Here is a 24,499-nt window from a genome sequence, read left to right as displayed (position 1 = left end):
CGCTTCCATTCATTCTTTACGGACGGGGTCATCAAGCTGCGCTGTAAGCGAGTTGCTGCAACTGCTGTACTTTGATGAACGACTCTTCCCTGGATTGCAGGATGGCCATTGCCTGTGGCTGCGTTTCGAGCAGCGGGCCGTTGGTGATTTGGCCCAGTTTCAGTAAATGACGACCTTCGTAAATGTTGTGGGCAACCAGCACATTAAGGTTTTCCACGAGGTTGGGCAGTTGTTCGTCGGTAGGTTCACCGTAGGCAGCGTATTGCTCGTCTGCCCAGTAAACCCATCCAAGATGCTCCTGAACCTTTGGCGCTGCTGGTGGCAGGTTGAACGCTGAGACGTCGCCCAGCCATTCAAGTTCCGAAAGGGCTCGCCAACTGAGCCAGCGACCGCGATTGCGCCCGAAGTGAACCGGTGCCGGGCTGTATACGTGTTGCCAAGGGCCGAAGAGCTGATGCGAACTTTCACCGGCGGTGTAGGCCAGCGCGGCCCACAGACTTGGCTTGTGATAACTCAACAGACTTTGACCGCCGGAGCCATCGTTGGCACGCAGGAGCCAGCGGGCGTGTGCAAGTGCTTTGACTGGATCTGCTGTGGTGAGGGCGATGCCGGCAAAGTCCTCTTCGCAGAGACCTGCCGCTTCTGCAGCGAGGCGACTGCCCCACGGGGCGACCAGCCAGAGAGGGCCGTCAGCGGCGATTTCGGCGAAGTCGGTGTTGAGGAACAGGCCTTGGGTGTCGACGGGTTCGCCGACACGGTAGAGGCGGCTCATGGCTTCTGGCTGACGGACGCGATCAATGATGAAACACAGGCTCAGGTCGGAGCTTTCTTTTGGCAAACCCTCGAAGGGGTGGCGTGGCGCTTCGAGGAGGGCGCTCAGCGCTTTTACATGCATGTGCAATCCTTACGGCTGCAAGCGCCGTTGCTTTGTTTGCCGCACAACGGCGTGATACCGGACTCGTTGAGGCGTTTGGGCAGCGGGATGAGCACTTTGCCCGCCTTATCCGCATCCGCCACTTTCATCGGCCCTGGCAGCAACGGGGCGGCCGGCGTACCTACGCCCGGCGCACCGCCGGTATTGACCTTCACCTCGGCACCGCTGATGGTCACGCCACCGGCGTCGACCTTGACGAAGCTGCCGCCCGCTTTGGCGGTCAGTTCCATGGCTCCTTCGATGACGACTTTCTGGCCGGCGTAGTAATGGATTTCGCTGCCGGCTTCGACGAATTGCGCTGTGCCTACCTTGAGGTGCTGGGTGACTGCGACGGTCAGGTGATCATCCGCGCGCATTTCGCTGATGCGATCCAGATGGGTAATCCGGTGCTCCTCAACCTTGAACTCGCTCAGGGTGTTGGCCTCAACCGTGTCATGCCGCTCATTGCCCACGCGGATCTTCTGGTCGTGCTCGATGTTCTCGTCCCAATCGCGCTGGGCATGGATGTAGATCTGCTCGGCACCCTTTTTGTCTTCAATGCGAAACTCGTTGTAGCCCTTGCCGCCCGGGGAGCTGAGGGTTTTGAAGGTGCTGCGGGTCTTGTTTGCCGGCAGGTCGTAGGGGACGACGTTTTCCTTGTGGTACAGGCAGCCGGTGACGAGTGGCTGGTCGGGGTCGCCTTCGAGGAAGGTGACGAGGACTTCCATGCCGATGCGCGGGATGGCGATGCCGCCGTAGGCGGCGCCGGCCCAGCCGCTGGCGACGCGCAGCCAGCAGGTGGTTTTGTCGTCGGACTGGCCGTCGCGGTCCCAGTGGAATTGCACTTTGATGCGGCCGTATTGGTCGCAGTGGATTTCTTCGCCGGCCGGGCCGGTGACGACCGCGGTCTGGCTGCCGAGGACTTTGGGTTTCGGGTGTTCGAGGGCAGGGCGGTAGTGTGCGTCCCACGGGGTGGCGAGGAAGCTGTTGCGATAACCCTGGTGGAAATCGCTTTTGTTGTCGGTGACGTCGCTGGTGACGTTTTCACCGAGCACCTGCGGCTGTTTGCCTTCGTGGAAGACTTCCAGCAGCAGCCACAAGTCGTTCCATTCAGCGCGCGGGTGTTCGGCCAGGGTCAGGAAGTGGCCGCTGGTCAGGGTTGGTTCGTCACCTTTGCCTTCGGCGAGTTTGTAGTCGCTGCGATGGCGTTCGAGGGCGCGGGTCGAGAGGAATTTGCCACGCTCGCGGGTGGTGAAACGACCGGGGTAATCGTAGTCCTCAAGATCCGGGGCGAACTCGGATTTGACTGCGCCTTCGGGCAGGATCTTCGGTTTTTCGAAGTCGTAGTCGCGGCGGCTGACGCGGGTGGTGCGGGTTTCCAGGCGCAGGTTGAAACGCTTGATCACCGGTTTGTCAGCGCTCATGCCGGAGTCTTGCTGGTAGCTCACGGCCTTGAGTTTGCGGAACACCGTCTGGTCGTCGCCGAACACCAGTTTGTGCCCGCTGCTGCTGTGCTGGAAGTGGAAGTGAATGCCTTCCTCTTCGCACAGGCGCTGGATGAAATGCAGGTCGGACTCGTCGTACTGCACGCAGTAATCGCGCTGCGGGTACTCGGCGTTGAGCTGGAAGCTGTAGGCGTCGGCCAGAATGCCGCGATCTTCCAGCACCTGGGCGATGATCTTCGGCACCGTGAGGTTCTGGAAAATCTGCTGGTCATGGTTGTGCCGCAGATAGGCCAGCTGCGGCACCAGGCTGATGCTGTAACGGGTCAGGGTCTTGCCGGAATCGCCTTGCTCGATGCGGTACACCAGGCCATGAATCTTGCCTTCGCCGGTGGCGCCGAAGGTCAGGACGCCGGGCTTGTGCAGCAGCTCTTCGAGTTTCAGGTCGGGGCGGGCGCTGACCAGTTCGAGGTCGAAACGGAAAGGCTCGTTGAGGGCTTCGCGACCGGTGAAGCTCAGCACTTGCAGGTCGGCGGAGGCGCCTTCGAGGGTAAGGGTAATGTGGGTAGCGTTGGCGTCCAGCATGCCTTGAATTCCGTCCGTTGAATAAGCAGGTGACGGATGATGGAGGATTAGACCGCCTCGTTCAAGGCGCAAATGCCGTAGGGAAGGGACCCGCAAGGTATAGGGAAAACCCCTATGTCGGCGTTTTCACCCAATGAAACCGGGGACTTCGCAGTCGTGAGCCACTGGCCAGCACCTGCTTTGAGCCCATCGCAGGCCGAAGAATCGCCAGTCAGTTTCAGACTAAAGTCGCCTTCAGGCCGTCAAAGCCATCTGCCATCATTGCAACTCACCCCTGCGTGTCCACTTCTTCCCGGCTGTTTTTGACCCGGGACGGGAGCTATTTTTCTGGCTGACTGCGCCCCGGCGCAAACGCTGTACTGTTGGAGTTTTTAATGCGTCCCCCATTTCCCCTCATCACCCCGCGCCAGTCGTTTGGCTTCGGAGCCGTTGTGCTGTGCGCCGGTTTTGCCGCGCAGGTTCAGGCCAGCGGTTTTCTCGAAGACACCACGGCGAAAATCGAATCGCGCACGGTGTATTTCAACCGCGATTTCCGTGATGGGCACACCTCCAGTGACCAGGGCGCTTCCAAGCGTGAAGAGTCGGCGCAAGGCTTTATTCTCAATCTGCAATCGGGTTACACCGAGGGCACGGTGGGCTTCGGTATCGATGCGCTGGGCATGCTCGGGTTACAGCTCGACTCCAGCCCTGATCGCAGCAACAGCGGCTTGTTGCCATCCAGCGGCGACAACCCGCGCGGCTCGAAGGGCCAGTACGCGAAAATGGGCCTGACCGCCAAGGTCAAGGTCTCGGACACGGTGTTGAAGTACGGCGCGCTGCTGCCGGATCTGCCGTTGCTCAAGTATAACGACGGCCGCTTGCTGCCGACCATGTTCAACGGTGCGATGCTGACCTCTAAAGAAGTGAAGGATCTGACCTTCATGGCCGCGCGTCTGGACAAGTACACCGCGCGCGACTCCACCGACTCGCAAGACATCCGCGTGCACTGCAAGAACAAGCGCTACGCCTGCAACACCACCGCCGATCATTTCGACATGTACGGCTTCGACTACAAGATCAATGATCGCCTGACCGCGCAGTATCACTACGCCGAGCTGGAAGACATCTACCGCCAGCACTTCATTGGTTTGCTCGGCAATCAGCCGCTGGGTGACGGTATGCTGAAGGCCGATCTGCGTTTGCTGAAAAGCGCCGACAGCGGTGATGCCAAAGCCGGCTCCATCGACAACCGCGCCTTGAGCGGCATGCTCTCGTACGGCATCAGCGGCCACACCTTCAGCGCCGGCTGGCAGCGCATGAACGGCGACAACTCGATGCCGTACCTCGATGGCAGCAATCCGTATCTGGTCAACTACGTGCAGGTCAACGACTTCGCCGCCGCGCAGGAGCGTTCCTGGCAGCTGCGTTACGACTATGACTTCAAGGCCATCGGCATCAACGGCCTGAGCTTCCTGACCCGCTATGTCAACGGTGATCACATCAAGGTCCCGGGCAGTGATCAGGAGGGCAAAGAGTGGGAGCGCGACAGCGAGTTGAAGTACGTGATCCAGACGGGCACGTTCAAGGATGTCAGCCTGCGTCTGCGCAATGCGACTTACCGCACCAACTATGAAAAGTTTGCCCGGGATGTGGATGAGACCCGGTTGATTGTGAGTTACAACTTTTCGGTGTTGTAACCCTTAGAACTATGGCGCCTGGATGACCGCTATCGCGAGCAGGCTCACTCCTACAAAGGAATTTTGGTCGCCGCGGATAGCGTGTTCGCCATCGATCCCTTGTAGGAGTGAGCCTGCTCGCGATTGGGTCTGATAGTCATCCCTACAACCAATGCCAGAACCGGCTCCAGAAGCCGCGATTCAAATCTTCCTTGCACCCGGCATACTGCCGCGCATATACGTCGGAGCGCGCCTGCACCTTGCGTGCAGTGGGCATCAGCCAGGCTTTGCTGGCGTAGGTCTTGTTGCGGAAACCGCCCCAGCCTTCGTGGTAATTCAGGTACTGGTTATAGGCGTCGTACTTGTACACGCCGTTGATCGAGGTGGTCTTGTCCATGTACCAGCCGACGAAGTCGATGGCGTCATCGAAGTCTTCGCGGTCGGCCCAGTTGCGCCCGGTACTTTTCTGGTAGTCGGCCCAGACTTCATCCTTGGCCTGGGCATAGCCGGAGGCTGTCGATACCCGGCCCCACGGAATCACCCACAACAGGTATTTGCGCGGCGTCTTGGCGTCGTAGCGGTAGCCGGACTCCTGATACATGATCGCGAAGGGCACCTGGATCGGTACGCCCCAGCGCTTTTGCGTGACTTGCGCCGCGTCGTACCAGTCGCTTTTCTCGCGGAAGATCTCGCAGATGTCTTCCGGCGAACGCGGCGGCGAGGTGCCGCAGCCGCTGAGTAGTCCCGCCAGTATCAAAAGTCCCGCCGTCCGCCCTGAAATCAAACCGTCATCCCCATGCGCGCAAAAAGGCCGACAGTCTACGCGCTCAGCTCAACTGGTGACGATAGGGCAAATCCGGACCGGTCTTGCTGCACGTAAGGGCGGCCGCCTGTACGGCAAACCTGAGCATCGCCTCGATCTGCTCGCGGCTGAGCTGTTGAACCCCTTCGACAGAATCCAGTTCTTGCTCGGTCAGCCAGGTGATCAGCGCCGCCTGGAAGGTATCGCCGGCGCCGACGGTATCGGCGATCTTCACCGAGCACGCCGGTACTGACCACGAACCATGAACGCGGCTGAACACTGTCGCACCTTCGCCGCCACGGGTCAGGAACACCAACTGGCAGCGATGCTGCAGCCAGCCTTCGATCACGCGTTGTGGATCCTGTTCGGGATACAACAGGCTGAGGTCTTCGTCGCTGACCTTGATCATGTCGGCCAGTTGCACCAGGGTCGCCACGCGCTCGCGCCACAGGTCGATGTTCGGTTCCGGGTTGAGGCGCACGTTGGGGTCGAGGGTGATCAGGCGCTTGCCGCTTTCGCGCTGCACCAGGGTCAGCAGGGTGTCGGCGATCGGTTGCACCACCAGCGAGAACGAGCCGATGTGCAGACCACGCACTTCAGGGCCGAGCTGGGGCAGATGGGCGAGGCTTAATTGGCGATCAGCGCAACCTTCACCGCGAAAACTGTAATGCGGCGAGCCATTGGCGCCGACCGCGACCATCGCCAGCGTGGTTGGCGCGGCGAAGTCGATCAGGTAGTCCGCACGCACGCCTTCATCCTGCAGCACTTGCTGCAAACGCCGGCCCAGATAGTCGGTGGACAGCCCGGCAAATAGCGCCGAATCCACGCCCAAACGGCGCAAACCGACCGCGACGTTGAACGGCGAGCCGCCGGCAATCGCCTTGAAATTGACCTTCGAAGCCAGACCGCTGGCATCGTCTTCGCTGAAGAAATCGAACAGGGCTTCGCCACACACCAAATACATAATTGTTTGCTCTTTATAGGGTTGCGACATGCTGTTGATAGCGTTCATAGGCCTGCTGGAACGCCGCGACATTGGCGGCGACCGGCAGGGTTTCACTGTGCAGATCGAGCTTCACGCAGCGCTGGCACAGATCGGCCAAAGTGTCCTCGTGGCCGTTCGACCATGACTTGCACCACGCCGCCTGAATCGCCGCGCCAAGGGCTGCGGCTTCGCTGTGTTCGGTGCAGATCACCGGGGTGTTCATGATGTCGGCGACGATCTGCCGCCACACCGCGCTTTTCGAACCGCCGCCGATCAGGCAAATGCTGCGGCTTTGTAAACCATTGTGGCGCAACAGATCCAGTCCATAACGCAAACCGAAGGTGGTGCCTTCGACCACGGCGCGACACAAGTTGGCCTGGGTCAGGTTGCTCAGGGTCAGGCCGTGCAGGCTGCCGGTGGCATGGGGCAGGGCGGGGACGCGCTCGCCGTTGAGAAATGGCAGCATGCTCACGCCTTCGGCACCGATCGGCGCCTCGGCCACGAGGTCATTGAACTGCTGCAGGTCGAGGCCGAACAGTTCGCGGATCGCGCCGGTGGCGTTGGTCAGGTTCATGGTGCAGATCAGCGGCAGCCAGCCGCCACTGGACGAGCAGAACGTGGCGACCGAAGCATCCGCGCTGACCTGCGGCGCCTCGGCGTAGGCGTACACCGTGCCGGAGGAGCCGAGGCTCATGGTGATCGCCCCCGGCTGAATGTTGCCGGTGCCAATGGCGCCCATCATGTTGTCGCCACCGCCGCTGGCGACCAGCGCATTCGCGTTGAGTCCGAGCTGTTGGGCAATCGCCGGCAGCAGGGTGCCGACCGCCTGATGTGCGTCGATCAGCTCCGGCAACGCGGCTTGCAGTCGGCCCGTGGCGTCGATATCGCGCAGCAGTTGCAAGTCCCACTGGCGGCTGCGCACGTTGAAATAACCGGTGCCGGAGGCGTCGCCGTATTCGCTGCAGGCGCGGCCGGTGAGCCAGAAGTTCAGATAATCGTGGGGCAGCAGGATGCGCGAGATGCGCGAGAACACCTCCGGGTGTTGTTCTTTAGTCCAGAGTAATTTCGAAACCGTGTAGCCCGGGGCGATGACCACGCCGAGGCGCTCCAGAGAGCCTTTTTCACCGCCGAGGTGTTTGAGCAGACGGTCGTTTTCGTCCGTGGTTTCGGTGTCGCACCACAGCTTGGCCGGGCGCAGCACCTGGCCCTGATCGTCGAGCAGCACCAGACCGTGTTGCTGGCCGGAGACGCCAATGCCGAGGATCGCCTGACCGTCGACATTGGCCGCGAGCAGCGCGCGGCGGGTGGCGAGGGCGAAGGCGTCGAGCCACTGTTGGGTGTCCTGCTCGCGCCGGCCATTGGCACCGCTGATCATCGTGTGCGTGGCGGCGCCTTCGCCGAGCACCTGACCGCTGGCGGCATCGAGGATGATCGCCTTGGTGCCTTGGGTGCCGCAGTCGATGCCGAGGAAGAGTTGTCGGGTGGTCACAGTGAGGTCCTCAGGGTGTCAGGTTTGCCAGGGTGAGGCTGCTATTCGCGAGCAAGCCCGCTCCCACATTTTGAAACGCGTTCCCCTGTGGGAGCGGGCTTGCTCGCGAAGGCGTCAGTAGCGTCACCGCATCACTCAGCCAAAATCCGCTCCAAAGTGCGCGTCACACCCACCTCACGCAAGCTGTTGCAGCACCACTCGAACGCCGCCACAAACGCCGCCGAACGCGGAATCGCCGTGCCGAAGATCTCCTCCACCGCCAACAATCGCTGAGTGATCAGCGCATCATCCGCCACCAGTCCCTGACAGAATTCCGCCCGTGGATCAGGAATCCCATAGGTGTCGCCATTCTCATCCACGCCCTTCAGATACAGCGCCCAGGCCGCCACCACCAACGCTGCACGCTTGGTTTCCTTGCCATCGGCAATCAAGCGATTGATCGTCGGAATGGTGAACTTGGGAAACTTCGACGAGCCATCCGAGCACACCCGCTCCAGCTGATCGGCAATCGCCTGATTGGAAAAACGCGCCACCAGCGTATTTTTGTAGTCGGTCAGGTCGATGCCCGGCACCGGTGCCAGTTGCGGGGTGACGTCGAGGTCCATGTAGGCGCGCATGTAGCGCACGAACAGCGGGTCGTTCATGGTCTCGTGGACGAAACGATAGCCCTTCAAAAAGCCCAGATACGTCAGCGCCAGGTGGCTGCCGTTGAGCAGTTTGATCTTCATTTCTTCATAGGGCGAAACGTCATCGGTGAACTGCACGCCGACCTGTTCCCAGGCCGGGCGACCGTTGACGAATTTGTCTTCCAGCACCCATTGCACAAACGGCTCGCAGACCACCGGCCAGGCATCGTCGACACCGTGTTTGTCGGCCAGTTGCAGGCGATGCGCGGTGCTGGTCATCGGCGTGATGCGGTCGACCATGGCGTTGGGGAAACTGACGTTCTGCTCGATCCAGTCGCGCAGTCCCGGGTCGCGCAGGGCGGCGAACGCCAGCAGTGCCTTGCGGGTCACCGCGCCGTTATGCGGCAGGTTATCGCAGGACATGAGGGTGAACGCCGGTGTGCCGGCGCCACGGCGCTTTTCCAGCGCCGCACAGAGGAAACCGAACACGGTTGTCGGCGCCTGCGGATTTGCCAGATCGTGTTGAATCTGCGGCAGGTGCGCCATGAATTCGCCGTTGCTGTCGTCGATGCAGTAACCGCCTTCGGTGATGGTCAGCGAGACGATGCGGATCTGCGGATCGGCGAGTTTGTCGATCAGCGCCTGCGCGCCGTCTTCGGCCAGGAGCATATCGCGGATCGCGCCGATCACCCGCACTTCGGTGTCATCGTTGTCGCCGAGTTCGAACAGGGTGAACAGGTAGTCCTGCTCCTTGAGGTCGTCACGGGCGCGGCGGTCTTCCGCGCGCAGGCCGACGCCGCAGATTGCCCAGTCCAGCGCCTGACCAGTGTTCATCAGCGCGTCGGTGTAATACGCCTGATGCGCACGATGGAAACCGCCGACGCCAATGTGCGCGATGCCGTGACGGGTGTCGCCGAGGCTGTAGGCCGGCAGTTGCACCTCGGGCGCGAGGCGGTGCAGGTTTTGTTCATTCAGTTTCATCGGGCAGGTCTCGAGGTTCAGGCCGCCGCGCGCAGCGGGCGGGTCAGCGCCACGCCATCGGCGTCGAACAGGTGGCAATGGCTGGCGTCCAGGTGCAGGTTCAGTTGTTCGCCGTAACGGCTCGCCAGGTCACCGCGCACGCGCATGGTCAGGGCTTCGCCGGCGCTGGTGGTGACGTGGCAGAAGGTGTCGCTGCCCAGCCGTTCGCTGACGTCGGCGGTGACTTGCAGGGTGCAGTCGCCCGGTTGTGCCAGCTCCAGATGTTCCGGGCGAATGCCCAGGGTCACCGCGCTGCCGACGCTCAGGTTGGCGGCGTTGAACGGCAGGGTGATGCGCGTGCCGGCGTCCAGCGAGACTTCGCAGCTCTGGCCGTCGACGCGGGCGATCTTGCCTTTGAGGAAGCCCATTTTCGGCGTGCCGAGGAACCCGGCGACAAACAGGTTGGCCGGGTGGTGATAGAGGTCCAGCGGCGAGCCGACCTGTTCGATCTTGCCGCCGTTGAGCACCACGACTTTGTCGGCCATGGTCATGGCTTCGACCTGATCGTGGGTCACGTAGATCATCGTGGCTTGCAGATCCTTGTGCAGGCGCAGCAGCTCCAGACGCATCTGCACGCGCAGCGCGGCGTCGAGGTTGGACAGCGGTTCGTCGAACAGGAAGATTTTCGGATTGCGCACGATCGCCCGGCCGATCGCGACCCGTTGTCGTTGGCCGCCGGACAGCTGTTTGGGCTTGCGCTCGAGCATCGGCCCGAGTTCGAGAATGCGCGCCGCTTCGCCGACCTTTTTCTCGACTTCGGCTTTCGGTACACCGGCCAGATCGAGGGCGAACGACATGTTTTTCTTCACGGTCATGTGCGGGTACAGCGCGTAGGTCTGGAACACCATCGCCAGATCGCGCTTGGCCGGGCTGACTTCGGTGATGTCGCGGCCATCGAGTTCGATGGTGCCGCCGCTGACTTCTTCCAGCCCGGCGATCAGCCGCAGCAAAGTGGATTTGCCGCAGCCGGACGGGCCGACGAAGACCACGAATTCCTTGTCATTCACCTCAAGGTCGATGCCCTTGATGATGGAGAAACCTTCGAAACCTTTTTGCAGATTCTTGATTTTCAGGTTGGCCATGGTGATGGGCCTCCGCTTAAGTTAATTCAATTGCGCCGGGCAAGCTTTTGGTGGGAGCGGGCTTGCTCGCGAAGGGGCCGTGTCAGTCACCATCATTGTTGGATGACCCACCGCTTTCGCGAGCAAGCCCGCTCCCACAGGAGAAGGTGTTGGTTCTGGAATATTCATTTCACGGCACCGAACGACAGGCCGCGTACCAGTTGTTTCTGGCTGATCCAGCCGAAGATCAGGATCGGCGCACAGGCCAGGGTCGAGACCGCTGACAACTTGGCCCAGAACAGCCCTTCGGGACTTGAGTACGAGGCGATCAACGCGGTCAGAGGCGCAGCTTTCGACGAGGTCAGGTTCAGCGACCAGAACGCCTCGTTCCAGCACAGAATCAGCGACAGCAGCACGGTCGAAGCGAGGCCGCCCTTGGCGATCGGCAGCAGCACGCGAACCATTTCCTGCCACAGGGTGGCGCCATCCAGACGCGCGGCTTCGAGGATGTCTTTGGGGATGTCCTTGAAGTAGGTGTAAATCATCCAGACCACGATCGGCAGGTTGATCAGGGTGTAGATCACGATCAGCGCGATGCGTGTATCGAGCAGGCCGAAACTCTTGGCCAGCAGGTAGATCGGCATCAGCACCCCCACCGGCGGCAGCATCTTGGTCGAGAGCATCCACAGCAGCGTGCCCTTGGTGCGTTGGGTTTCGTAGAACGCCATCGAGTAGGCGGCGGGCACCGCGATCAGCAGGCACAGGGCGGTGGCGCTGAACGAGATCACCACCGAATTCCAGGCAAAACTGAAGTAGTCGCTGCGCTCGTTGATGTGCAGGTAGTTCTCCAGCGTTGGCGTGAAGATGAACTGCGGCGGCGTGGCAAAGGCGTCGATTTCGGTTTTGAAACTGGTCATCACCATCCAGAAGATCGGGAAGAAAATCACGATCGCGATGGCCCAGGCCAGGGTGCCGAGCAGCAGGCTTTGCAGCCGGCGGGATTGTTGAAGAGTCATGGCAGGCCTCAGGCTTTGTCAGTCAGGTTTTTGCCGATCATCCGCACCAGAATGATCGCCGCGATGTTGGCGATGACCACGGCAATCAAGCCGCCCGCCGAGGCCATGCCGACGTCGAACTGCACCAGCGCCTGGTTGTAGATCAGGTAGGCGAGGTTGGTCGAGGCGTAGCCGGGGCCGCCGTTGGTGGTGGTGAAAATCTCGGCGAACACCGACAGCAGGAAGATCGTTTCGATCATCACCACCACGGCAATCGGCCGCGCCAGGTGCGGCAGGGTCAGGTGCCAAAAGATCGCGACGGGGCCGGCACCATCCAGGCGCGCGGCTTCTTTCTGCTCCTGGTCAAGGGACTGCATGGCGGTCATCAGGATCAGGATCGCGAAGGGCAGCCATTGCCACGAGACAATGATGATGATCGACAGCAGCGGGTAGTGCGCCAGCCAGTCCACCGGTTGCGCGCCAAAGAGCTTCCAGATGTAGGCGAGGATTCCGGAGACCGGATGGAAAATCAGGTTCTTCCAGATCAGCGCGCCGACGGTGGGCATGATGAAGAACGGCGAGATCAGCATTACCCGCACGATGCCGCGGCCGAGAAACTCGCTGGCCTCCAGCAACGCACTGATCAGCACGCCGAACACCACGCTGATCAGCAGCACGCTGCCCACCAGCAACAGGGTGTTGGTGGCGCCGGGCAGGAACCCGGAGTCGGTGAGGAAATAGCTGAAGTTCTCCAGCCCGACGAATTCGTTCACCCCCGGATCGAGCAGGTTGTAGCGAATCATCGAGAAATAAATGGTCATGCCCAACGGCACGATCATCCACAGCAGCAACAGGGCCACCGAAGGGCTGACCAGAAACCAGCCGGGATTGGCCACGCGGCTTTTGCGCTGCGGCCGGGTCAGATCGATGTGGGCTTTGGCAGTTGAAGTATTCATGGTGATCACAACCGAGTCATACAGACCTATGGAGATCTAATGTAGGAGTGAGCCTGCTCGCGATAGCGGTGTGTCGGCCACCGATGGTGTTTGATGGAAAACCGCCATCGCGAGCAGGCTCACTCCTACAAAAGGCAGGAGCGAGCAGTGTGGTTACTTGGGATAACCGGCGCGCTTCATCTCGCGTTCGGTGGTTTGCTGCGCGGCGGTCAGGGCCTGATCCACCGTGGTCTGGCCGATCAGCGCCGCCGAGAACAGCTTGCCGACCTGGGTACCCACGCCCTGGAATTCAGGAATGGTCACCAGTTGAATGCCGATGTAAGGCACCGGTTTCAGCGTCGGTTTGCTCGGATCTGCCGCTTTCAGCGATTCCAGCGTGACCTTGGCGAACGGCGCCGCGCTCATGTACGCATCGCTGTAGGTCGAGGCGCGGGTGCCCGGCGGCACGTTGGCGATGCCGTCGGTCTTGGCCACCAGCTCGCCGTATTCCTTGGAGGTGGCCCAGGCGCTGAACGCTTTGGCGGCGTCCTTGGCCTTGGAACTGGTCGGAATCGCCAATGCCCACGAATACAGCCACGCCGAACCTTTATCGGTGACCTGATGCGGGGCGAAGGTGAAGCCGACGTGATCGGCGACCTTGCTCTGAGTCTTGTCGGTGACGAACGAGCCGGCGACGGAAGCGTCCACCCAGATCGCGCATTTGCCGCTGTTGAACAGCGCGAGGTTCTCGTTGAAACCGTTACTGGAGGCGCCCGGCGGGCCGGATTTCTTCATGGTGTTGACGTAGAAATTCAGCGCGTTTTTCCATTCCGGCCCGCTGAACTCAGGTTTCCACTGCTCATCGAACCAGCGCGCGCCATAGGCGTTGGCGACCGTGGTGATCAGCGCCATGTTCTCGCCCCAGCCGGCCTTGCCACGCAGGCAGATGCCGTACTGCTCTTTGTCTTTGTTGGTGAGTTTTTCGGCGAAACCGGCGATCTGTTCCCAGGTCGGGCGCTCGGGCATGCTCAGGCCAGCGTCCTTGAACAGGTCAGTGCGGTAGTAGGTGATCGAACTCTCGGCGTAGAACGGCAGGGCATACAGCGAACCCTTGACCGACAGGCCTTCGCGCACCGACGGGAACACATCGTCGAGGGCGTAACTGGCCGGCAGATCCTTCATCGGTTCCAGCCAGCCTTTGGCGCCCCAGAGTGCCGCTTCGTACATGCCGATGGTCAACACATCGAACTGCCCGCCCTGAGTGGCGATGTCGGTAGTGAGACGCTGGCGCAGGACGTTTTCTTCCAGCACCACCCAGTTGAGCTTGATCTCCGGATGCTCGGACTCGAAAGTTTTCGAGAGCTTTTGCATGCGGATCATGTCGCTGTTGTTGACGGTGGCGATGGTCAGGGTCTGGGCGCCAAGGCTGACGCTGCTGAGGGTCATACAGGTGAGAGCGAGCAGAGCTTTTGCAGTGGGTTGCATCGTGCACTCCTTTTCTGCGTCCGTTGGGAGGCAGAAGGACAGTTATTGTTTTTGTGTCTTCCGAATGCAGGAAGAATGTGCGCTGATTACAGCCCTCAATCGACGGACTGACAAATCATCCGTCGCACTCAAATCAGTACTTTTTTGCACTGGAGATTGTTGCGGTAAACACAGGGAAGGGCATTTCAGTGGGAAGGGGCTATCGAATCAGTACAGGTTTCATCGCATCAGATGCTCTTTGTGGGAGCGGACTTGCTCGCGAAAGCGCTGTGTCAATTTGCCGATCAGTTGACTGATACCCCGCTTTCGCGAGCAGGCTCACTCCTACAGGGGGCGGTGGTGTCAGCCGAGGTTTTGTTCGGTCAGGCGTTGCACTGCGAGGCGCCGATAGTGCGACGGCGTCATGCCCTTGAGTTGCTGGAAGCGCCGATTGAAGTTGGAGATATTGTTGAAGCCCGACTCGAAACACACCTCGGTCACCGGTTTGTCGCCATCGGCCAGCAGTTCGCAGGATTTGCTGATGCGCAGACGATTGACGAACTCGATGAAGTTGCGCCCGGTGGCCTGTTTAAATACGCGGCTGAAATAGGTCGGTTTCATCCCCAGATGTTCGGCGACTTCTTCCAGGGTCAGCTCCCGGGCGTAATGGTCGAAGATGAAGTCGACCGCGCGGTTGGTGCGGTCGATGTTGTGCTCGTCGGCCAGTTGCGTGTTAGTGGCGCCAGACAGCAATTGATAATCGTCAGTCGCCGCCAGCAGCTCCATCAGAATGAAAAAGTGCCCCAGACGGGTAACGCCGCGCGTATCGGCAATTCGCTGCATCAACGTCATGGCCTGACGGATCGTATCCTTGTCGCGAAATTCGATGCCGTATTGCGCGCGCTCCAGCAGCGGCGCCAGGGTCTTGAGTTCGGCGAACACCTGGTGCCCGCTGTCGAACAACTCATCGGTGAAGTTCACCAGCATGTCGCGCTTTTCCACCACTTCGTCGTCGGCCACCTGGCTGATCCAGTTGTGCGGCAGATTGGGCCCGGTGAGGAACAGTGTTTGCGGATAAAAGTTGCCGATGTAGTCGCCGATGAAGACCTTGCCGGAACTGGCAACGATCAGGTGCAGTTCGTATTCCTTGTGAAAATGCCAGCGCACTAACGGGCACGGAAAACCATGCTGACGGTAGATGATGGACAACCCGTTATGGTCGTCCATCAGTTCGTAGGAGGGATCAGTGATTCTGGTTGCCCGAGTCATGTCCGATGCGTCTTGTTGTGGTGTTCAGGCGCCCATCATGCACGCACGTCACGGACAGTTCCAGCGCCTCAGCCCCGGGCCTTGCGTAGACCTTTGGACTGGTTGACCTGCTGGCAATGGCCGATCAGTGGAGTGCCACCAATGAAATCGGCATTGATAATGCTGCACTTCGGCGCCCATCCCGAGTCTGGGCCAAACCATTGATCGAGTTTGTCGGTGATCCGCTTGACGCCGGCCAGTTCGCCGTAGCTGGTGGCCGACAATGACCAGAGGCTGCCGGGTGCCGGCGGGTTGGCCAGGGTGCGTGTGATGTGTTGTTCGAGTTGCTCGGGAGAGGTGATATTTGAACCGCTCCATTCGTGGCGGATTTTCGGCCAGTACAGGGGCGAATTGAAATCCGGGTGCGAGTCGCTTGCCAACACCACGCGTTGCAGCGCACTGGCCTTTTTAAGTTGTTCCAGGGTCAGATGACTGTTGTTTCGGGGAATAAGCCGCGAAGCCAGTTCTGTGGTGATGACTTCATGGAAACCCTTGTAATCGAATGGCTGATCGTTGATGCCCTTGAGTTCATGTAAGTCCAATACGATGAACTCGTTGGGATTTTCATTGAGGAAAAAATTGAGGCTTTTTACAAGATCGCTCAAGGAACGTCCCTCGAACAGTTTCACGCCATGAAACGTATGAAACTTCCTGATGCCCAGCCAGTGTTCATCGGCATGCAGACGCAAGTCGAAGGCGCGCACGCCCTCGCTTAGTTGCTGAATGAACGGGCCATCCTGGCAGACAAACCAGTTTTTAGTGGGCTGCAGATACGCCGGGTACGAAAAGTCGTAATCCAGCCCGGAGTTATGCGCCCCTGGCCAGACCACTTCGCCAAGGGTCAGTCGGTCCATATCCGGTGTAGCCGCCATCCAGTTTTTGAAAGGGTAATTACTCATGGTGCATTCCGTTGCAGATAAAGTTTAATTTCCGACCAGTTAACTTGTTTGGTCAGTTCGGAAGTTATTCTTTGGCGCAAGCGGAAAAACTACAAGCCAGCACTCTTTGCAAAGTATTGGCAATGTGTTTTTGCACTTTAGTCATTAACTTTTCTGGTTCTTTGCTTCGATCCACTGCGCCATGTATTGGGTGCTTTTATGCAAGTGATGACGCAACATGCTGCCAGTGAAGTTGGCGCGACGTAATGCGGACAAGTTGTCGCGGCAATGTTGCAGGCGAGCGATCAGCGCCGGGCCGTGATCAGCCTGCCGATAGCGCGCGTTCAACAACGCGACGCCGTCCTGCTGTGCGTCAGTCCAGCGCTGTTGGTCTTCATGCAGTGCGACCGCGGCATCGGCCAGGGCCCGGGCCGACAGGGCCACTTCACCCGGCCATGACAGCGCACCGCCCATGCCTTCAGCGCCGATGGGCGTCGTGACATTGGGCGTGCCGCAGAGCATCGCATCGACGATCTTGCCCTTGATCCCCGCGCCGAAACGTAAAGGCGCCAGGCAAACCCTGGCTTGCGACATCACTTGCAGCGCATCTTCTGCCCAGTTCATCACATGAAAACCCTGCGCCGCGTTGTGCAGGGCTGTGGCCTTGGGCGGCGTATAGGCACCGTAGACATGCAGTTGGGCGCCGGGCAATTGCTGGCGGATCAGCGGCCAGACGGCGGTCTTCATCCACAGCACGGCGTCCCAGTTGGGCGCGTGACGGAAGTTGCCAATACTCAGAAAATGCGCCCGCTCCTCAAAGGGGACGAACGAGGCGCGCGGTGGTTCGAGCATCAGCGGGCACCAGTGCAGCAGCTCGCCAGGGACTTGAAACTGTTCGACCAGCAACTGGATTTCCACTTCGGAAATCATCAGATTCAGATCGCAGCGATACAACGCGGCGATTTCCCGTTTGGCCAGGTCAGTGTCGGCCATCAACTCGAACTCTTCACGCAGCGCCGGGGCGAACAGGGCACTGAAATCCTGATTGTCCGGGTCGTCTTTCAGGCGCTCCTTGAGCCGTTGGTGACGGGCATGGCGCAAGCTCTGCAGGTCGGATGTCTCCAGGACGCGCAAGGCGTTCGGGCATTGCTTTTCGACGCGCCAGCCGAACTGCTCTTCCATCATGAACTGGTCGAACAGCACGATATCCGGGGCCAGTTCACGGATGAAACTATCGAAGCTGCTGTTGTTGAGTTCGATCGGCACTTCGCGGATGCCCAGTGCCGTCAGGTCAGCCTTGTGCTCGCCCGGGCCGGCCGGGCTGCTGAAGGTGATGTCCCAGCCTTGCTGCAGGAACGTATCGAGGATCTGCATCACATGCCCGCTGGCTGCCGAAGAGCGCGGTTCGGGCCAGACGTAACCGATGACCAGAACTTTGGTGGCGGGTGATGCAGTCATTGACGGGTGTTCCTTGCAGGCAGGCGGCTGAAAATGGCGCGCAATTAGAGCACATCTGCAGCCGCTGCCGGATCAAGGCCAATCACTGGTTCAGAATGCCCTTGACCTTGTCACGCAGTTGATCGATCGAGAAGGGTTTGCCGATCACGTGCATATCCGCAGGCACGTCGATGTTTTCGGCGTATCCGCTGGCGAACAGCACGGGCAGGGTGGGGCGCAGTTGACGTGCCTTTTCGGCCAGTACACTACCTGTCATGTCCGGCAGACCGTGGTCGGTCATCATCAAGTCGATAAGCTTGCTCTGATCCCGGAGAGTGTTCAGCGCAGATTCGCCGTCTGCCGCCTCCAATACACAGAACTCCAGCTCCTCCAGCACATCGACGATGAGCATACGTACGATGTCGTCGTCTTCTACTACAAGGATGGTGGACGCTGGGGTGGACATAGGGATAGCTCTCAAGAAATGAAATCGGAACGGCGACCGGTCGAAAATGCCGGGCTCTTGCATGAGTAAGTGGCGCATGGCCACAAGTTCCCGAGCGGATACGAAAAAGATTAGCTGCAAATCGGGGCGGCAAGGATACCCGTTGCCTGATCGGGAAGTGCAGCAAATGTAGGAAATTGCCATCATGGCAGTGAGAAAAATGGATCCATAGTACCGTTTTGGGGCAAACTCCCGGGTTTCGACAGTTCGACAAGGCTGCCCCATGTCCACTCGGTCTACAGTTGACGAAACACGGTTCCGTAAACTCCTGACGCGCAACATCAGTCTGCCCCTGGGCGTCGGCGCGATCAGTGCAGTGTTTTTCATTTCGCTGATCACCTATTTGCTCTCGGTGATCCAGTGGGTGGAACACACCGACCGGGTGATCAATAACGCCAACGAAGCGGTGAAACTCACCGTTGATCTGGAAACCGGCATGCGCGGTTTCCTGCTCAGCGGCGACGAGCACTTCCTCGACCCGTACGAGACTGCCAAGCCGCGGATCAATGTGGCGCTCAATACCTTGCTCGAACTGACCGCCGACAACCCCGTGCAAACCGATCGTCTGCGGCGTCTGCAGGCCTTGCAGACCGAATGGAGCAACTACGCGCAATCGATGATCGACCTGCAGCGCTCCAGCGGTGACTACCGGGGCGCGGTCAAGGCCGGGCGTGGCAAGCGCCTGACCGACGAAATTCGCAAGCAATTCGAAGACGTGATCGACATGGAGCAGCAGTTGCGCACCACGCGCAACGAAGAGGTGCGCCGTACCACGATCTGGAGCATCGTCCTGTACCTGCTGTTTATAGCCGGGATCAGCGGTTTGCTGGCCTATGTCGGGCGCCGTGATCTGGTCAGTCTGTCTGACAGCTACAGCGCCAACCTTGCGGCGCAGCAAGCCAGCGCCGAGCGTCTGGAGCGTCAGGCGTGGATGCGCAGCGGCCAGACCGAGCTGGCGGAGCAGGTGTTGGGGCAACTGACACTGAACCTGCTGGGACGCAATATTCTGCAGTTCTGCGCGCAATACCTGGGCACTGCGGTGGCGGCGCTGTACGTCCGCGAAGAGCACGGCGGCCTCAAGCGCGTGGCGTCCTACGGGTTCTCCCGCGAACAGGAAGAAAAAGATCAGCAGATCTACAGCGGCGAAGGCATCGTCGGCCAGGTTGCCCAGCAGGGACAATTGATTCGTCTGGATTCGGTACCCGCCGACTACTTCAAAGTCAGCTCCGGCCTGGGCGCGGGCCTGCCGCACAGTGTGCTGGTGGTACCGACCAGCGATGACGACCGGGTCAACGGCGTGATCGAACTGGGCTTCCTGCGCCCGCTGACTCAACGCGATGTCGAATTGCTGGAACTGATTGCCGGCAACATCGGCACCTCGATCGAAGCGGCGCGTTATCGCCAGCGCCTGCAGGAAGTGCTGGCCGAAACCCAGCAGCTCAACGAAGAGTTGCAGGTGCAGCAGGAAGAGCTGAAAACCGCCAACGAAGAGTTGGAAGAACAGTCGCGGATTCTCAAGGAATCCCAGGCGCATCTGGAAACCCAGCAAGTCGAGCTGGAGCAGACCAACGAGCAGTTGGCCGAACAGGCGCAAACCCTGGCCGAGCAGCGCGACGCCATGGACCAGAAGAACACCGAACTCAATCAGGCTCAGGTGCAGCTCGAGGAGCGCGCCGAAGAACTGCAGCGTTCGAGCAAGTACAAGTCCGAATTCCTCGCCAACATGTCCCACGAACTGCGCACGCCGCTGAACAGTTCGCTGATCCTCGCCAAGTTGCTGGCGGAGAACCCGCAGGACAATCTGACGGCCGAGCAGGTCAAGTTCGCCGAGTCGATCTATTCGGCGGGCAACGATCTGCTGAACCTGATCAACGACATTCTCGACATTTCCAAGGTCGAGGCCGGCAAGCTGGAAGTGATCCCGGAAAACACCAGTGTCGCGCGGCTGGCCGACGGCCTGCGCAGCGTGTTCGAACCGCTGGCAGCGGACAAGCAACTGACGTTCAGCGTCGAGTTGCAGCCGGATGCGCCGATCATGCTGTACACCGACCGCCAGCGCCTGGAGCAGGTGATCAAGAACCTGCTGTCCAACGCCGTGAAGTTCACCGAACACGGCGCGGTCAGCTTGACCATCGCTGGCCAGCCGAACGAACGCATTGCGTTCATCGTGCGCGATTCGGGGATCGGTATCGCGGCGGATCAGCAGGAAAGCATCTTCGAAGCGTTCCGTCAGGCAGACGGCACCACCAACCGCAAGTACGGTGGCACCGGTCTGGGCTTGTCGATCTCGCGTGATCTGGCGGCCTTGCTCGGCGGCTCGATCAGCGTCAGCAGCGCGCCGGGGCAGGGCAGTGTGTTCACCTTGGTGCTGCCGCAGCAATACAGCGAGCCGGGTGACAGCCCTGCGATCCCGCTGACCTTCACACCGCCGGTATCGGCCCCGTCACCGGTAGTGCAGCCGCCATCGATTGCGGTGTCGCCGCTGGCGCCGGTGCACATCCCGCGTTTTGCCGATGACCGTGGCAAGGCGCCGTTCGCCACGCGCTGCATTCTGGTGGTGGAAGACGAGCCGAATTTCGCCCACATCCTTTACGACCTGGCCCACGAACTGGGCTACCAGTGTCTGGTGGCTCACGGAGCGGATGAAGGTTATGACCTGGCCCGCGAGTTCGTGCCGGACGCGATCCTGCTCGATATGCGTCTGCCGGACCATTCCGGTCTGACCGTGCTGCAACGCCTGAAAGAACACGCCGAAACTCGGCACATCCCGGTGCACGTGATCTCGGTCGAAGACCGTGTCGAAGCGGCGATGCACATGGGCGCGATCGGTTATGCGGTCAAGCCGACCACCCGCGAAGAGCTCAAGGACGTGTTCGCCCGTCTCGAAGCCAAGCTGACCCAGAAGGTCAAGCGCGTGCTGCTGGTCGAAGATGACGATCTGCAACGCGAAAGCATTGCCCGCCTGATCGGTGACGAGGACATCGAAATCACCGCCGTCGGTCTGGCGCAAGACGCGCTGGAAAAGCTGCGCACGACGATTTACGACTGCATGGTGATCGACCTGAAATTGCCGGACATGCTCGGCAACGATCTGCTCAAGCGCATGTCGACCGAGGACATCTGCTCGTTCCCGCCGGTGATCGTCTACACCGGACGCAACCTGACCCGCGATGAAGAGGCCGAGCTGCGCAAGTATTCACGCTCGATCATCATCAAGGGCGCGCGCTCGCCGGAACGCCTGTTGGATGAGGTGACACTCTTTCTGCACAAAGTCGAATCGCAGTTGTCCCATGAACGGCAGAAGATGCTCAAGACCGCCCGCAGCCGCGACAAGGTCTTCGAAGGCCGCAAGGTGTTGCTGGTGGACGACGATGTGCGCAACATCTTCGCCCTGACCAGTGCGCTGGAGCACAAGGGCGCAGTCGTGGTGATCGGCCGTAATGGTCGCGAAGCGATTGATAAGTTGAATGAAATCGAGGACATCGACCTGGTGCTGATGGACGTGATGATGCCGGAGATGGATGGTTTTGAAGCCACCATTGAAATCCGCAAGGATCCGCGCTGGCGCAAACTGCCGATCATCGCAGTGACGGCCAAGGCCATGAAGGACGATCAGGAGCGCTGCCTGCAGGCGGGCGCCAACGATTACCTGGCCAAGCCGATCGATCTGGATCGCCTGTTCTCGTTGATTCGCGTGTGGTTACCGAAGATGGAACGCATTTAGTGGATAGCAGTCACTCCGCGGAGCGCAACAGCGAAATTGAATTACGCTTGCTGATCGAGGCGATCTACCTCAAGTACAGCTACGATTTTCGCGATTACTCGGGCGCTTCGATCAAGCGCCGGGTGCAGCACGCCTTGAGTCAGTTCGAATGCGCGACGATCTCGGCGTTGCAGGAGAAAGTCCTGCACGATCCCACGGCGTTCATGCAGTTGCTGCAGTTGCTGACGATTCCGGTCAGCGAGATGTTCCGCGACCCGTCGCACTTTCTGGCGATCCGTAAGGAGGTGGTGCCGCTGCTGCGCACCTATCCGTCGCTGAAGATCTGGATCGCCGGGTGCAGCACTGGCGAGGAGGTTTACTCGATGGCGATCCTGCTGCGCGAAGAAGGCCTGCTCGACCGTACGATCATCTACGCCACCGATATCAATCCGCGCTCGCTGGACAAGGCCAAGCAGGGCATTTTCTCGATGGAGAACGTGCGCGCCTACACTGCCAATTACCAGCAGGCCGGCGGTCAGCGTTCCTTTGCCGATTACTACACCGCAGCCTATGGATACGCGATTTTCGACAAGAGCCTGTGTGAGAACGTGACCTTCGCCGACCACAGCCTGGCGACGGACAGCGTGTTCTCCGAAACTCAATTGATTTCCTGCCGCAACGTACTGATTTACTTCAACAAGAAACTTCAGGACCGTGCCTTCGGTCTGTTTCACGAATCGCTGTGCCACCGCGGCTTTCTGGTGCTGGGCAGCAAGGAAACGCTGGATTTTTCCGGTTACTCGAATCAGTTCGAGCCGCTGGTCAAACAAGAACGGATCTACCGCAAATTATGAACGATGCCGTGGATTTGCCTCGTGTCGAGGCTGTCGTGGTGGGCGCTTCGGCCGGCGGGGTCGAAGCGTTGCTGACCTTGCTGGCGCCGCTGCGCCAGGGTTACGTGCTGCCGATCATCGTCGTCTTGCACCTGCCGGAGGAGCGCCGCAGTCAGTTGGCCGAAGTGTTCTCCCGGCGCCTGATGCTGCCGGTGGCAGAGGCGACCGACAAGCAGGACATCATGCCCGGCACGGTTTATTTCGCCACGCCCGGGTATCACCTGTCGGTGGAACAGGATCGCAGTCTGTCGCTGAGTCTTGAAGACCGCGTGCACCATTCCCGTCCGGCCATTGATTACTTGTTTGAATCCGCCGCTGATGTTTACGGCGAAACCCTGGCTGCCGTGTTGCTGACCGGCGCCAATCACGATGGTGCTCGCGGCCTGGCGCAAGTCAAGCAGCGTGGCGGACTGACCATTGTTCAAGACCCGCAGGACGCGCAGGTCGCCACCATGCCTCTGGCTGCGCTGAAGATTCAGCAGCCTGACCATGTCCTACCCATTCACGGCATCGGCCGTCTGCTTGTCGAGCTGGAACGAATCGCATGCTGAGTAATATCCAGGCCAAATTGCTGATCGTCGACGATCTGCCGGAGAACCTGCTGGCCCTCGAAGCGCTGATCAAGCGCGAGGATCGCACGGTGTACAAGGCGCTGTCGGCGGACGAGGCACTTTCGCTGCTGCTGCAACACGAGTTCGCCATGGCCATCCTCGACGTGCAGATGCCGGGGATGAACGGCTTCGAACTCGCCGAGTTGATGCGCGGCACCGAGAAAACCAAGAACATCCCGATCATTTTCGTCAGCGCCGCCGGCCGTGAACTGAACTACGCGTTCAAGGGCTACGAGAGCGGGGCGGTGGACTTCCTGCACAAGCCGCTGGATATCCACGCGGTGAAGAGCAAGGTCAACGTGTTCGTCGACCTGTACCGTCAGAGCAAGGCCATGAAACAACAGGTCGAAGCCCTGGAGCAGGCCCGTCGCGAGCAGGAAGCGCTGCTGCAGCAACTGCAAAGCACGCAGTCGGAGCTGGAGCAGGCGGTGCGCATGCGCGACGACTTCATGTCGATCGTCGCCCACGAAGTGCGCACGCCGCTCAACGGCCTGATACTCGAAACCCAGTTGCGCAAGATGCACCTGGCGCGGGACAACGCCGCGGCGTTCACCCTCGACAAGATGCACGCGATGGTCGATCGCGACGAGCGCCAGATCAAAAGCCTGATCCGCCTGATCGAAGACATGCTCGACGTCTCGCGGATTCGTACCGGCAAGTTGTCGATCCGGCCGAATCGTTTCGACCTGACACAACTGGTGAGCAACCTGCTGCAGAACTTCGCCCAGCAGATAGAGGCAGCCGAGACCGAAGTGTCGTTCACCGCCTCCGGCCCGGTGGAAGGTCATTGGGACGAGTTCCGTATCGAGCAAGTGGTCTCCAACCTGCTGACCAATGCCTTGCGCTACGGTGGGCGCAGCCCGATTCAGGTGCGCGTGTACCGTGAGGGCGACGAGGCGCGGGTCGAGGTTCAGGACCGTGGCATCGGCATCAGCGAAGAGAACCAGAAGCGTATTTTCCAACAGTTCGAACGGGTTTCCGCCAAGACGGTAGTGGCTGGTCTCGGGCTGGGTCTGTTCATTTCCGAGCAGATCGTCGCCGCCCATGGCGGTTCCATCGTCGTCGAGAGTCAAATCAACGAAGGCGCCCTGTTTCGCGTTTGTCTGCCAATCCAGGAAAACGGCATATCCGACGCAACCTCTGAGTGACCGCACGGTCGTATCAGCAGCTATTGACCGAACAAAGGCTTCCC

The 24,499-nt window shown here is 60.1% G+C and carries 19 protein-coding genes; 5 read left to right on the top strand and 14 right to left on the bottom strand.

Annotation, left to right across the window (positions count from 1 at the left end; translation table 11 throughout):
• Nucleotides 1–31 precede the first annotated feature (31 nt).
• Both AC1RBR_RS13905 and AC1RBR_RS13900 read right to left on the bottom strand, forming a co-directional pair.
• Entirely contained in the window at nt 32–895 is an 864-nt protein-coding gene (locus tag AC1RBR_RS13905) for a DUF4123 domain-containing protein (protein ID WP_492564992.1), read from the bottom strand.
• Nucleotides 886–2,940, bottom strand: coding sequence for a type VI secretion system Vgr family protein (locus tag AC1RBR_RS13900; RefSeq protein WP_492564990.1), 2,055 nt, complete (start codon nt 2,938–2,940; stop codon nt 886–888). Before AC1RBR_RS13900 ends, AC1RBR_RS13905 begins: the two co-directional genes overlap by 10 nt.
• A gap of 374 nt (nt 2,941–3,314) precedes the next feature.
• Here AC1RBR_RS13900 and AC1RBR_RS13895 point away from each other — a divergent pair, with 374 nt between their 5' ends.
• Complete coding sequence (locus AC1RBR_RS13895) at nt 3,315–4,616, top strand: OprD family porin (RefSeq protein ID WP_492564989.1); 1,302 nt, start codon at nt 3,315–3,317, stop codon at nt 4,614–4,616.
• A 142-nt stretch (nt 4,617–4,758) separates the two neighbouring features.
• Here AC1RBR_RS13895 and AC1RBR_RS13890 read toward each other — a convergent pair whose 3' ends face one another.
• The 12 genes from AC1RBR_RS13890 to AC1RBR_RS13835 all read right to left on the bottom strand — a co-directional run bounded on the left by AC1RBR_RS13890 (nt 4,759) and on the right by AC1RBR_RS13835 (nt 18,061).
• A complete protein-coding gene (locus AC1RBR_RS13890) occupies nt 4,759–5,379 on the bottom strand; it encodes a transglycosylase SLT domain-containing protein (RefSeq protein WP_443532837.1) in 621 nt (206 codons plus the stop codon).
• A gap of 43 nt (nt 5,380–5,422) precedes the next feature.
• The gene (locus AC1RBR_RS13885) at nt 5,423–6,361 is read right to left on the bottom strand and encodes a carbohydrate kinase family protein (protein WP_492564986.1); all 939 of its coding nucleotides are present in this window, start codon (nt 6,359–6,361) and stop codon (nt 5,423–5,425) included.
• A 13-nt stretch (nt 6,362–6,374) separates the two neighbouring features.
• Complete coding sequence (xylB, locus tag AC1RBR_RS13880) at nt 6,375–7,871, bottom strand: xylulokinase (protein WP_492564984.1); 1,497 nt, start codon at nt 7,869–7,871, stop codon at nt 6,375–6,377.
• A 131-nt stretch (nt 7,872–8,002) separates the two neighbouring features.
• Nucleotides 8,003–9,478 (bottom strand): mannitol dehydrogenase family protein, encoded by a 1,476-nt coding sequence (locus AC1RBR_RS13875; protein WP_492564982.1) that lies wholly within the window; start codon nt 9,476–9,478, stop codon nt 8,003–8,005.
• A gap of 17 nt (nt 9,479–9,495) precedes the next feature.
• Nucleotides 9,496–10,599, bottom strand: a complete 1,104-nt coding sequence (locus AC1RBR_RS13870; RefSeq protein WP_204894581.1) for an ABC transporter ATP-binding protein — start codon at nt 10,597–10,599, stop codon at nt 9,496–9,498.
• A gap of 164 nt (nt 10,600–10,763) precedes the next feature.
• Nucleotides 10,764–11,594 (bottom strand): carbohydrate ABC transporter permease, encoded by an 831-nt coding sequence (locus tag AC1RBR_RS13865; RefSeq protein ID WP_003225143.1) that lies wholly within the window; start codon nt 11,592–11,594, stop codon nt 10,764–10,766.
• A gap of 8 nt (nt 11,595–11,602) precedes the next feature.
• Entirely contained in the window at nt 11,603–12,529 is a 927-nt protein-coding gene (locus AC1RBR_RS13860; RefSeq protein ID WP_115985131.1) for a carbohydrate ABC transporter permease, read from the bottom strand.
• A 153-nt stretch (nt 12,530–12,682) separates the two neighbouring features.
• Entirely contained in the window at nt 12,683–13,993 is a 1,311-nt protein-coding gene (locus AC1RBR_RS13855) for an ABC transporter substrate-binding protein (RefSeq protein WP_115984764.1), read from the bottom strand.
• A gap of 342 nt (nt 13,994–14,335) precedes the next feature.
• Entirely contained in the window at nt 14,336–15,241 is a 906-nt protein-coding gene (locus tag AC1RBR_RS13850; RefSeq protein WP_027612740.1) for an AraC family transcriptional regulator, read from the bottom strand.
• A 68-nt stretch (nt 15,242–15,309) separates the two neighbouring features.
• Complete coding sequence (locus AC1RBR_RS13845; protein WP_492564979.1) at nt 15,310–16,179, bottom strand: phosphatidylinositol-specific phospholipase C domain-containing protein; 870 nt, start codon at nt 16,177–16,179, stop codon at nt 15,310–15,312.
• 144 nt (nt 16,180–16,323) lie between these two features.
• The gene (locus tag AC1RBR_RS13840; protein ID WP_492564977.1) at nt 16,324–17,616 is read right to left on the bottom strand and encodes a glycosyltransferase; all 1,293 of its coding nucleotides are present in this window, start codon (nt 17,614–17,616) and stop codon (nt 16,324–16,326) included.
• Nucleotides 17,617–17,698: 82 nt separating this feature from the next.
• The gene (locus AC1RBR_RS13835; protein ID WP_492567239.1) at nt 17,699–18,061 is read right to left on the bottom strand and encodes a response regulator; all 363 of its coding nucleotides are present in this window, start codon (nt 18,059–18,061) and stop codon (nt 17,699–17,701) included.
• 262 nt (nt 18,062–18,323) lie between these two features.
• Here AC1RBR_RS13835 and AC1RBR_RS13830 point away from each other — a divergent pair, with 262 nt between their 5' ends.
• From AC1RBR_RS13830 to AC1RBR_RS13815, 4 genes are read left to right on the top strand one after another with little or no spacing between them, the layout of a single operon-like run.
• On the top strand, nt 18,324–21,824 hold the full coding sequence (locus AC1RBR_RS13830; protein WP_492564975.1) for a response regulator: 3,501 nt from the start codon (nt 18,324–18,326) through the stop codon (nt 21,822–21,824).
• Nucleotides 21,824–22,657 (top strand): CheR family methyltransferase, encoded by an 834-nt coding sequence (locus AC1RBR_RS13825; RefSeq protein ID WP_027612745.1) that lies wholly within the window; start codon nt 21,824–21,826, stop codon nt 22,655–22,657. The genes AC1RBR_RS13830 and AC1RBR_RS13825 overlap by 1 nt, the downstream gene beginning before the upstream one ends.
• Nucleotides 22,654–23,247 carry a chemotaxis protein CheB gene (locus AC1RBR_RS13820; RefSeq protein ID WP_027612746.1) on the top strand — a complete coding sequence of 198 codons (594 nt, stop codon included), beginning with the start codon at nt 22,654–22,656 and terminating at the stop codon, nt 23,245–23,247. Before AC1RBR_RS13825 ends, AC1RBR_RS13820 begins: the two co-directional genes overlap by 4 nt.
• Nucleotides 23,241–24,455 carry a hybrid sensor histidine kinase/response regulator gene (locus tag AC1RBR_RS13815; protein ID WP_095136014.1) on the top strand — a complete coding sequence of 405 codons (1,215 nt, stop codon included), beginning with the start codon at nt 23,241–23,243 and terminating at the stop codon, nt 24,453–24,455. Before AC1RBR_RS13820 ends, AC1RBR_RS13815 begins: the two co-directional genes overlap by 7 nt.
• Nucleotides 24,456–24,499: the final 44 nt, after the last annotated feature.

Source organism: Pseudomonas sp. GW823-FHT01D03 (assembly GCF_058798255.1).
The sequence above is the reverse complement of the archived record's forward strand: the minus strand, read 5'-3'. Positions and strand labels throughout refer to the sequence as shown.

Bases quoted from the DNA above. Each gene is read 5' to 3' on its own strand.
- AC1RBR_RS13815 (WP_095136014.1), top strand. From the start codon at position 23,241: ATGCTGAGTAATATCCAGGCCAAATTGCTGATCGTCGACGATCTGCCG.
- AC1RBR_RS13865 (WP_003225143.1), bottom strand. From the start codon at position 11,594: ATGACTCTTCAACAATCCCGCCGGCTGCAAAGCCTGCTGCTCGGCACC.
- AC1RBR_RS13900 (WP_492564990.1), bottom strand. From the start codon at position 2,940: ATGCTGGACGCCAACGCTACCCACATTACCCTTACCCTCGAAGGCGCC.
- AC1RBR_RS13820 (WP_027612746.1), top strand. From the start codon at position 22,654: ATGAACGATGCCGTGGATTTGCCTCGTGTCGAGGCTGTCGTGGTGGGC.
- AC1RBR_RS13830 (WP_492564975.1), top strand. From the start codon at position 18,324: ATGTCCACTCGGTCTACAGTTGACGAAACACGGTTCCGTAAACTCCTG.
- AC1RBR_RS13850 (WP_027612740.1), bottom strand. From the start codon at position 15,241: ATGACTCGGGCAACCAGAATCACTGATCCCTCCTACGAACTGATGGAC.
- AC1RBR_RS13905 (WP_492564992.1), bottom strand. From the start codon at position 895: ATGCATGTAAAAGCGCTGAGCGCCCTCCTCGAAGCGCCACGCCACCCC.
- AC1RBR_RS13840 (WP_492564977.1), bottom strand. From the start codon at position 17,616: ATGACTGCATCACCCGCCACCAAAGTTCTGGTCATCGGTTACGTCTGG.
- AC1RBR_RS13895 (WP_492564989.1), top strand. From the start codon at position 3,315: ATGCGTCCCCCATTTCCCCTCATCACCCCGCGCCAGTCGTTTGGCTTC.
- AC1RBR_RS13835 (WP_492567239.1), bottom strand. From the start codon at position 18,061: ATGTCCACCCCAGCGTCCACCATCCTTGTAGTAGAAGACGACGACATC.
- AC1RBR_RS13885 (WP_492564986.1), bottom strand. From the start codon at position 6,361: ATGTATTTGGTGTGTGGCGAAGCCCTGTTCGATTTCTTCAGCGAAGAC.
- AC1RBR_RS13870 (WP_204894581.1), bottom strand. From the start codon at position 10,599: ATGGCCAACCTGAAAATCAAGAATCTGCAAAAAGGTTTCGAAGGTTTC.
- AC1RBR_RS13855 (WP_115984764.1), bottom strand. From the start codon at position 13,993: ATGCAACCCACTGCAAAAGCTCTGCTCGCTCTCACCTGTATGACCCTC.
- AC1RBR_RS13845 (WP_492564979.1), bottom strand. From the start codon at position 16,179: ATGAGTAATTACCCTTTCAAAAACTGGATGGCGGCTACACCGGATATG.
- AC1RBR_RS13860 (WP_115985131.1), bottom strand. From the start codon at position 12,529: ATGAATACTTCAACTGCCAAAGCCCACATCGATCTGACCCGGCCGCAG.
- AC1RBR_RS13875 (WP_492564982.1), bottom strand. From the start codon at position 9,478: ATGAAACTGAATGAACAAAACCTGCACCGCCTCGCGCCCGAGGTGCAA.